The sequence below is a fragment of the Agathobaculum sp. TL06 genome (assembly GCF_054658635.1).
This window is the reverse complement of the sequence record NZ_BAAGGY010000018.1, coordinates 58,461-68,040: the sequence shown is the minus strand read 5'-3', so window position 1 is coordinate 68,040 and position 9,580 is coordinate 58,461. Positions and strand designations below refer to the sequence as shown.

The 9,580-nt window shown below is 56.1% G+C and carries 4 protein-coding genes; all 4 read left to right on the top strand.

Going from position 1 to position 9,580, the window contains the following annotated elements; translation table 11 throughout:
• Window positions 1-126 (top strand): 4-hydroxyphenylacetate 3-hydroxylase C-terminal domain-containing protein (locus ACYQ3S_RS11630; RefSeq protein WP_459689288.1); only part of this gene is annotated, 126 nt, incomplete at its 5' end.
• Between the two features lie 454 nt (window positions 127-580).
• The gene (locus ACYQ3S_RS11625) at window positions 581-1,417 is read left to right on the top strand and encodes a tyrosine-type recombinase/integrase (RefSeq protein ID WP_459689286.1); all 837 of its coding nucleotides are present in this window, start codon (window positions 581-583) and stop codon (window positions 1,415-1,417) included.
• A 552-nt stretch (window positions 1,418-1,969) separates the two neighbouring features.
• Window positions 1,970-8,305, top strand: coding sequence for a beta-sandwich domain-containing protein (locus ACYQ3S_RS11620; protein ID WP_459689284.1), 6,336 nt, complete (start codon window positions 1,970-1,972; stop codon window positions 8,303-8,305).
• Window positions 8,306-8,536: 231 nt separating this feature from the next.
• Window positions 8,537-9,484: a hypothetical protein gene (locus tag ACYQ3S_RS11615; protein ID WP_459689282.1), complete on the top strand. Its 948-nt coding sequence runs from the start codon at window positions 8,537-8,539 to the stop codon at window positions 9,482-9,484.
• Window positions 9,485-9,580 lie beyond the last annotated feature (96 nt).

The window sequence follows — 9,580 nt, the reverse complement described above, 5'->3', positions numbered from 1 at the left end:
GTTGGCTACCTGCCCGAGTCCATGCACGGCGCGGGCTCCCCGCAGGCCCAGCGCATCATGATCGCCCGCCAGTCCAACCTCGAAATGAAAAAAGAACTCGCCAAGAACATCGCGCGCATCAAGTAACCGCAGGCCTTTTTTATTGATGTAAGGGAAACGAAACAAGCGCCCGCAAAATCGTTAAGATTTTGCGGGCGCTTGGTTTATTATAGAAAACTTGCGCCTACAGAAAAGGTTAGAAACAGAAGCCGATGTTTAGATTCGGCATATGAATATACAGACAGATGAAGTGCTGCAGCATGATTCCCGCTCACGTTGGAGCGGGAATGTTTTTTACCGGATGGCACGCCCAAGGCTCATTGAAAGATCGTCCAGAAAAGCGCAAGGAGCGAGAAAACGACGATTCATGGGATGTTTCGCGCGTGCGGTACCGGAACGCCTGAAAAAACGGCGTATGCAAAGAACGGTGATGTACTCTGTCTCAACGCTTTACAGAAAAGTCCATCTGGCGCAAATAGGTGATGCTTAAAATGACAGGAAACGGTACAATATAGGATAAAACGAACGGGAGGTCAGAAAAATGCAGCAAGAAAAAAGTGTTGCGGAGCAAGAAATCCGCGCGTTTGAGCAGCACCTGACACAAGAAGAGAAGTGCGAAGGGACAAAGGAGAAATACCTCAGGGACGTGTATCGCTTTTGGACATTCCTGCAGGGGGCGCCTCTCTGTAAAGAGCGAGTGACCGCATGGAAGGAAATGCTGCTGAAAAAGGGTTACTGCCCAACAACTGTGAACTCTATGCTGGCTGCGGTCAATTCCTTTGTCACTTTTTTAGGGCGGGGGGATTGCCGGGTCAAGGCGCTTCGCGTACAGCGCAGGCTGTTTCGAGAACCGGAGCGGGAACTGACCAGGGAGGAGTACCAGCGCCTTCTGACACAGGCAGAGGAGCGCCTGGCACTCGTGATGGAAACGATCTGCGCGACCGGCATTCGCGTATCCGAGGTGCAGTATATCACGGTGGAGGCGGCGCGCGCGGGCCGTGCTGACATCGCCCTGAAAGGGAAAATCCGGACGATCCTGCTTCCTTCCAAGCTGTGCCGAAAGCTGCTGAAATACGCCAAACGAAAAAAAATCACCTCTGGCAAGGTGTTCCTTACCAGGGGCGGACAGGGCTTATCCAGAAAACAGATATGGGGAGAGATGAAGCAACTGTGCAAACGGGCAAGGGTTGCACCCACCAAGGTGTTCCCGCACAATCTGCGGCACTTGTTTGCCCGTTGCTTTTACCGTGCGTGCCGCGATGTCGTCAAACTGGCGGATATGCTGGGACATTCGAGCATAGAAACCACACGGCTCTATTTGGTCGCTACCGGCGTGGAGCATCAGAAGCAGCTTGAGCAGTTGCGGCTGATTCGGTAGACAAAATTCATGTTTTGCCAACCACTTACATAGACCAATTTTGTCGAATCTTCTTGTTTTGAGTTATTTTACCACAATACTTTATTTTTAACAAGACTTTTTCCGAAATTTTGGTACAACAAACAGACTCGCATGTTCCTGATTTTTTTGCGAGTCTGTTTGTTGTATTTTTTTTGCGTTTTTTAAATAAATACAGGGAAATTTTAGAAAATCATTCTGTATTCTCTTCCCATTCGCACCCAACGGAAGAACAAAACATGAATTTTGTCATGGTCTGGAAAGGAGGGGATGACATGTATATCAAAACGCTGCCGTACACGGCAACCGGCAGGCATTATCCGGCGAGGGCTGCGCCGGAAAAAGCTTTGCGGTAACAGGAAGGGAGGGGAATGTATAGCCCGGCCTTCCGAGGCTGTATGGCCGTTACCGCAGGGCGAACCACGGGCCGCCGGCCAACCGGACGAGGAAAGTCCACGGCGGCGCAACAAAAATCAATATAGTATTTCTTACACAACAACAAGAACAGACAACAAAAAGTGGAGGGGCATACTTATGACAAGATGCAAAAAATCCACGCGCTTCCTATCATGGCTGCTCACTATAGCCATGGTAACCGGATTGATCGGTACAACGCCGGCGCTGGCCGCCGGCGGGGGCCTTACCGATAACCAATCCATTAACAATGCGTTGGATTCCATGAACCTCGACGATGCGAACAAGGTATATTATCTGGATTTCAAGGGAAATCCGGACGTCGTAGGCGATGTGGACATTGACCAGCTTCGGGCGGCATATCCCAAGCTGCAGCTGGTCGAACTGGATAATACGAACATACGCGCGATATCGGGCAATACGACCAGCCCGATCGAGGTAACCTACACCAACACCTTTGCAAACGGCAAAGCGCTTGGCAGCAGCGGCAGCATGCAGTTTAAGCGGAGTGAGGGAAATCTGGTGGCGGTATCCAAGCTGCTCAACACGGTCGGCGTAACGCATTCTGATTATGCGACGCTGGAAGCAGGGCTGGTACGCATCTTGTTTGAGGATGCCGTGCAGGTGGAGGTCAACGGCGGCGCGGCGCAGACGGTATCGCCGAGCGGCGAAGTTGATCTGAGCAGCCTGACGGACGGTTCCTCGAACACCGTGAAGCTCACGCTCGACTATAAGGATAGTACGCAGACCGAGACGTTCACGATCAGCGTGACCGCTTCCAGCCCGACGTATGGGATGACACCGGCGAGCGGGACGCTGTATAAGGGCGGCACGCTCTCGTTCCAGGTGAAAAAGATAGCGGAGGATGGCACGACGATCCTGCCGCTGGACGAGAGCGAGGTGAGCGCGTCCTATGCGCCTGACCCGCAGAACGGCGTTTCGATCAGCAAATCCAAGGCGGGCGATGCGGTCCAGGTCACGCTGAAGGCGAACAGCGACGCGCAAAGCGGCATACTGACGGTAACCGTAGGAGGGCGGACGCTCACCGCAAACGTAACCGTAGCGGACAACCCTGCGGTCAACAGCATTGAGCTGGTGGAATACAACGATGGGGCGGTAAAGACAACCCTTACCGTACCCAACGGCCAGTTGGGAAAGCTCTATATCGTCGGCGGCACCTCGATCTCCTCGCTGGAGTCGGATAACGTGCTGCAGAGCGTGTACACCGGCTCGACCCAATATCTGCTGAAGCAGGCGGATGGAAGCTACCTGCCGGAAAAGTATCTGAGCCAGGTGGAAGCGGTAATCGATGCGGGCAGTCCTGGGCTGCAGGCGGAAATCGTTACCCTGCCCGACCCGCGGGGCGGCGCTGAAAAAGTGCTGGCACTGGAGGTTTCCTCGGGCTATTCCGAGCATCAGAACTGCGGCAGCGATACGGTTCCGGCTATCCAGGTGCATGTGAAGAATGCGGCCGGAAACCCGACCGCAACCGCGAAGCTGAATGTCGAGTCGATCGCCGCGCTGACGCCGGTAGCCTATGAGATTTACAGCATTCCGGATAACGGAAAGTACAGCGTCCTGTCCAAGGGCGATATTGAGGCGCAGATCCGCGCGGAGAACGCGGACTTTTCCCTGATGGCGCGTTATACCGATCCGGACGGCGACAAGGCATATGAAAAGGAACAGGGCGAAGGCGCTGCACTTGTTAAGAACGATAAGGTTTACCTGGTCGCAACGGTGCAGTACAGCGAAGGCGGGGACCGCTTTGTGCTGGATGCGTCCTCCATCCTTGGATGGTACGATACCGACGCGCTGCCGGACCAGAAGTTCACCACTACGGCGCGCAACATCGGCGCGGGTACGGAAAACGAAATACAGGTTGCCGGCTGGCTGGATGACGGGACAGGCCTTTCGGGCTATTCCACCATTCTGCGGCTGCAGGCGAACGGGGCCGGAGAAAGCGGCAGCCTCCTGCTGACAGTGAAAGGCCTGGCGGCCAACCTGGTCCTTCCGGTTACGACGAGCGCGCCGGAGTACACGCAATTCATCTGGGCGCCGGAGAATTACAATCCTTCCATGGATGGCGTAACCAGCTATACGGATGCCCTGGAGAAGCAGAAGCAGGCGATGGCCGGCGATCTGTATGAACTGAACATTCTGGGCGAGGTCACGCCGTCGATCGGGGATACGCTGAGTTATAAGATCTATGGCGTTACCAATAACAACAGCCTGACAGAAGAACAGATCAACCTGCAGGATGCGGCGTTTACCCCCTGGTTTAACGGCAACCCGCAGCAGCCTGACAGCAGAGATGGTCTGGTTTGGGCCGGCACAAATTGGGACAGCAACAGGGTGAAGCTGAACAATATCCAGCTGAATACGGGCTACGGTGATAAGCTGGCGGGCGACAGATTTGTAGACGATCCGGACTGCTACAGCACGCTTTCGCTGACGGGCCGCGCGGATACGCAGGTCAAGATCAGGCTGGGGCCGTCACGGATCACCGGTACGGTCGCGGTTTACGAGGATTCGTACGGCAACTATTACTGGAAGCCGAACCTCTCGAACGATATGACCATGAGCAGCGACGTAACGGCGCTGTCGCAGGATTTTGCGATCCCGTTGGGCAAAACCGGCAAGGTCTACTTTGTGTACACTTTTGCCAATGAATCGTATTACAGCACGGCGGCAGAAAGCTGGAAAGCCGGCATTGTAGCGAGCGGTTATTTTAACGCCGGCACCCCCACGGGCTCTTTTACGGCGACGCTGGAAGCGGACGGCTCGTATACGGTTACGCCGGGCGCAATGGGCTCCGGCACCCTCAGCGGTAATCTGATGGATACGGTCGGCGGCCAGCCTGCCAGTCCGGTAACGATCGGCGGCCACCAGCATGACTATAACGCGGGCGTGACAGGCAACCAGCAAACCGCCTCGATGAGATGCACCGCCGCGATCCCCGCTGCGGCAAAGGCGCATTGGATGAATGCGCCGGCAGGTGCAAAGACGGTTGCCAACGGCTCGGTCGAGGTGGGCGCGCTGGGAGATACTCTGACGTTCGAGATGGATGTGAAGTACAGCGACGGAAGCACCACCGGTCACAGCGCGATCGGCAGCGAAGTCGATGGACTGTCGCTCAAGGCCGTGCCGGAGCGGAACATTGCGGTGGATGCGAATCAGCACGAGCTGCAGCTCCAGGCGCGCAGCGGCGGCAACCAGGTGAGCATTGTCTACACTGACCCGACCAATGGCGCAAACGAGGAGGTCACGCTCCTCGATTATGACACGGGCAGCGGTGCGTATGGCTTCTCGATCAATGTCGGCAATCCGAAGGCGGAGGAGCTTTACATGGTCGCCACGGGCGATAAGGTCAGCGGCTCCGGCAGCACCTATACGGTGACCGGCGGCACGATCGGAGAGACGTACCGGATCTACCCTGTCATCAAGGACAGCTCTTACGGGCTGGAACAGGATCAGGATTTTGATCCGGCGGCGCTGACTTACGACATGGTACAGGAAAAGAGCTATCTGAATTTCCTGAAAGCAGCCGAATTTGATACCAGTTCGGCCTGGCTGCTGACCGGCGCGGCTGGCCTGGTGGTGGATACGCTGCAGACGGACGAGAACGGCTATATCTATTACGAAATGGACATCGCGGCGGATAACAGCGCATTGTCCTCCTATACGGCGGAGTTGGACGCGGCGAGCGTCAGCCTGACCGCCGCCAATACATACCTGTCTTACAACGTTACAGCGGATGCGGCGATCACGGTCAGCCATGCGGCCAATATCGGCGCGATCAATGTTGTGGATATCCTGCCGCAGATGACCAACGCCGGTGTGACGAATAACGAGATCAAGCAGGGTGAAACGGCGAATTTCTCGATCCAATATGCTGTTTCCACGCAGACGAGCGGCACGTCCAACAATTTTATGCTGCCCAGTGAATTCCTTGCGGATGCGCTGCCCGGCTCCGCGGGTTATGACGCCGCGGCGAAGAATGCGCTCAACGTGGAGTATGACGCGGCGGCCAGCGGCAACCTGCCAGAGCCGTCTCTGAGCAGCAGCGGCGATACGCTTAAGCTGACCGCAAGCAAGCCCGGCACATATGTTTACAAGCTCTGGACGATAAACAGCGCCGGCGTCCGCGCCCCCAGCACGGGCGACCGCACCCTGCGCTTTACGGTGAAAGCGGCCACCCTGCCCGCAAAGACGGTGAAGTATGGCGTTCCGACCACGATCCTCAACGAGGTGGATACCATAGCGGGCTGGGCGACCATTGAAGAGAATGGCGGCGGCGGATATCTGGACGCTGCGCTGCTCCGGTCCGGCGTACTGCAGATGGTGAAGAACGAGGATGCGACGGTTACCCTGTCGATCAACGACAGGGACGGCGACCAGCTGGCGGAAATGAGTGTTACTCTGGTCAAGGGTACCGTATCCAGCGCGGCGCTGAACCTCGGCACCGGCCCGTCCAGCTTTGAGGAATTTGCAAACGGCGAAAGCAAGGCGCTGTATTGGGAGGTAGCATACAGCTACACCGATGGCAGCAGCGCGACCGCGGTCGAAGAGATCGCGAGCGACCGGTTTGTGAAACAGCAGACGGATGGCGATCTGACGCTGACGCTGAACGGCGACCAGGTGACCGCGCGCGGCAGTGAGTCCGGCAAGATGGTATACGAGGCGTCCCGCGTCGATGGCTCCAGTGAGTTGTTCTGGGCCAAGCTGAATGCCGGCTCGACCGCGCCCACCTACAACTACGCTTTCAGCGACAACACCACCGCGCTGAATGAGATCACGTCCCTGCGTCTGGATGCGGGCGATACCGATACCGTTTCGGTATTCGATAAGAGCACCAACGCCAAGGCGTCGTTGTCCAGTGTGCAGTCAAATGCACCGACGGTGGTAACGGCGGTGCTGAGCGGCGGCGATATTCAGGTGAACGCCCTTTCGGCCGGCACGGCCACGGTTACAGCCTATCCGAGCGGCGGCGGCTCTGTGAGCTTGACGGTAACGGTGAACGGTACGGCGGCTGTGGGCTATGATGTGACGGGCTTCGTGCAGGACAGCGACGGGCCGCTCAGTGGCGTAAAAATCACGCTGACCGGCGCGACTACTTTTACCGCCACAACGGACAGCACGGGTGCTTTCACCATTCATGGCATTCCGAACGGAAGCTACACAGTGAAAGTGGAAAAGGCAGGGTACCAGACGGAAACGGCCGCCGTGCAGGTGTCCGGTAGCAACGTCTCCGTACCGGCGATCACGCTGACCAAAACACCGGCCGTAACCACGCATACGGTGACCGGCAAGGTGAAAAACAGCAGCGGCGGCGCAGTAAGCGGCGCATCGGTCAAGTTGACCGGCGCGGCTACCTTTACTGCCACAACGAACAGTGCGGGCGATTTCACTATCACGGGCGTACCGGACGGGTCCTACACGGTTACGGTCACGGCAAGCGGCTATAACACTTACTCGGGAAGCGTCGTGGTAAGCGGAAGCGATGTCGCGCTGCCTGCTATCACCCTGACCAGCTCTGGCGGCTCTTCCGGCGGCGGCGGTGGCTCCTCCGGCGGCGGTGGCTCCTCTAGCGGCGGTGGCTCCTCTGGCGGCGGTAGTTCTTCCGGAGGCGGAGGCGGTGGCGCCGCATCCTCCACGCACAGCGTCACGGTCCAGAATACGGCTAACGGCACCGTTACAGTCGATAAGTCCACAGCGTCCAAGGGCGCTACGGTCACGGTTACCGCAAAGGCGGACACGGGTTATGTCCTGTCCTCGGTAACCGTAAAGAACAGCGCGGGCGGCACCGTCACGCTGAAGAAGAAAACAGAGGGCAGCTATACGTTCCAGATGCCAGACTCCAATGTAACGGTTTCCGCAGTATTCCAGGCAGAAACTGATAAACCGCAGGAAACCACAGGTGCTTATACCGATGTGGCGAACGGCGCATGGTATTACGGTTCGGTCGACTTCGTGACGGAAAACGGCTATATGAACGGCGTATCCGGTACGCGATTCGATCCGGAGGGTGTACTCACCCGTGCCATGATGGTACAGATCCTGTACAACATGGAGGGCCGTCCGGCGGCTGGCAGCCCCGCGAAGTTCAGCGATGTGACGGCCGGTGCATGGTATGCCGACGCGATTGCCTGGGCGAGTGCGCACGGTATTGTGACCGGCTATGATAACGGCGCCTTTGGCGTGAACGATTATATCACCCGCGAGCAGATGGCGGCAATTCTGTACCGCTATGCGGAATATAAGGGTAAAGACGTCAGCGGCAGCGCCGCACTTGACTTTGCCGACGCGGGCCAGGTGAGCGCTTATGCGCAGGCACCGGTGAAATGGGCGGTAAGCGAGGGTCTGCTCAACGGCCGCACCAGCACCACGCTGGAGCCTAAGGGTACCGCGACCCGTGCTGAGGTGGCGACGATCATCGAACGCTACTGCAGCCGATAACTGCGGAAGAACAGTAAAGCACGCACACTGCCATGCGGGCTGTCTTATCATGCGCATGAATGCAGTTTTGTGAAAATGGGGAGGCGCGAACTGATCCGACCGAATGGCCATCGTGGATATCAGCGGCCTCACTGGGAATATCAGTTGCGCCTCCCTTTTCCAAAAGAACTATGCAGGAATGGGCCGGCAGAGGCGTTGGATTAAAGATGTGATACAAATAGAGCAGGGATTATGAGAGAAAAAGAACATGCCACTCTATTGCGGGAATACTTGTCCCATGTATACCGGCTGGAGTTATCCTTACAAACGCAGCGATTACTGTGCGAAAAGCTGCGGGAAGAAATGAGAAAGCTGAACCATTACGAGGTTGAACCGCTGCAAGCGCTGAAGCAGCGCCGCGGCGCCGGTGAACTGATTGGAATGGGGCTTGTGGGATTGATCATCAGCATAGGGGCAGGAAGCATGCTGGGGCTGCTGATCCGGCTGTTTGAAGCGGTCTTTTCTGATTTTGGTATGCCGCTGTTGAATTGGGGGCAGCTGAGCCTGATCTGTATTCCGTTGACCAGTCTTCTGTGGATATGGCTGCTGGCATCGGAAGCACTTTACTGGCAGGAAGAAAATGAGCGTATCCGAAAGCAAAACGGAAAGATACAGACCAGAAATGCGCGACGAAAATTCCTGAAAGATATCAAGATACAGATCATCGGCCAGGAGATAGAGGTGCTTGGCGTCAACTGCAAAAGCACAGCGCGCCTGCTGGGATGCTATTACCAGCAGAACCTGATCAGAAAGAAATACCGGAATCTTATTGCGGTCAGCTCTTTCCATCAATACTTCCTGTCCGGACAATGCCAGCGGCTCGAAGGTCCAGAAGGTGCGTATGCCCTGTTTGAAAGTGAATTAGCATGCGGACATGTGGATGAAGTGATCGGACGACAAAACATGATTCAGGCAGTGGAAAAAATATTCTGTGAAGTGCTTCGGATGGCAAATAATTTTCAAAACCTGGAGGAGAATGCCTGCGTTACCGCATTCAATGGCAGTATTGCAGCGCAAAATACGGAATTTGAAAAATGGATAGAGAGCGTTCGGCAAGCATCAAACGAACATGTGGAACAGGATAACGCCAGTGACGGAAGCACATTGACAGCAATACTGTCTGAAAATGGTCCGACCTGAAAGGGGGTGAGGCCGGGGTAAAAGCAATATAGCAAAAAGGTGGTGAGATTCAGAAAAAAGAAAAAGAGAAAAAAGTTTCGTTCCCACAGCGAATCA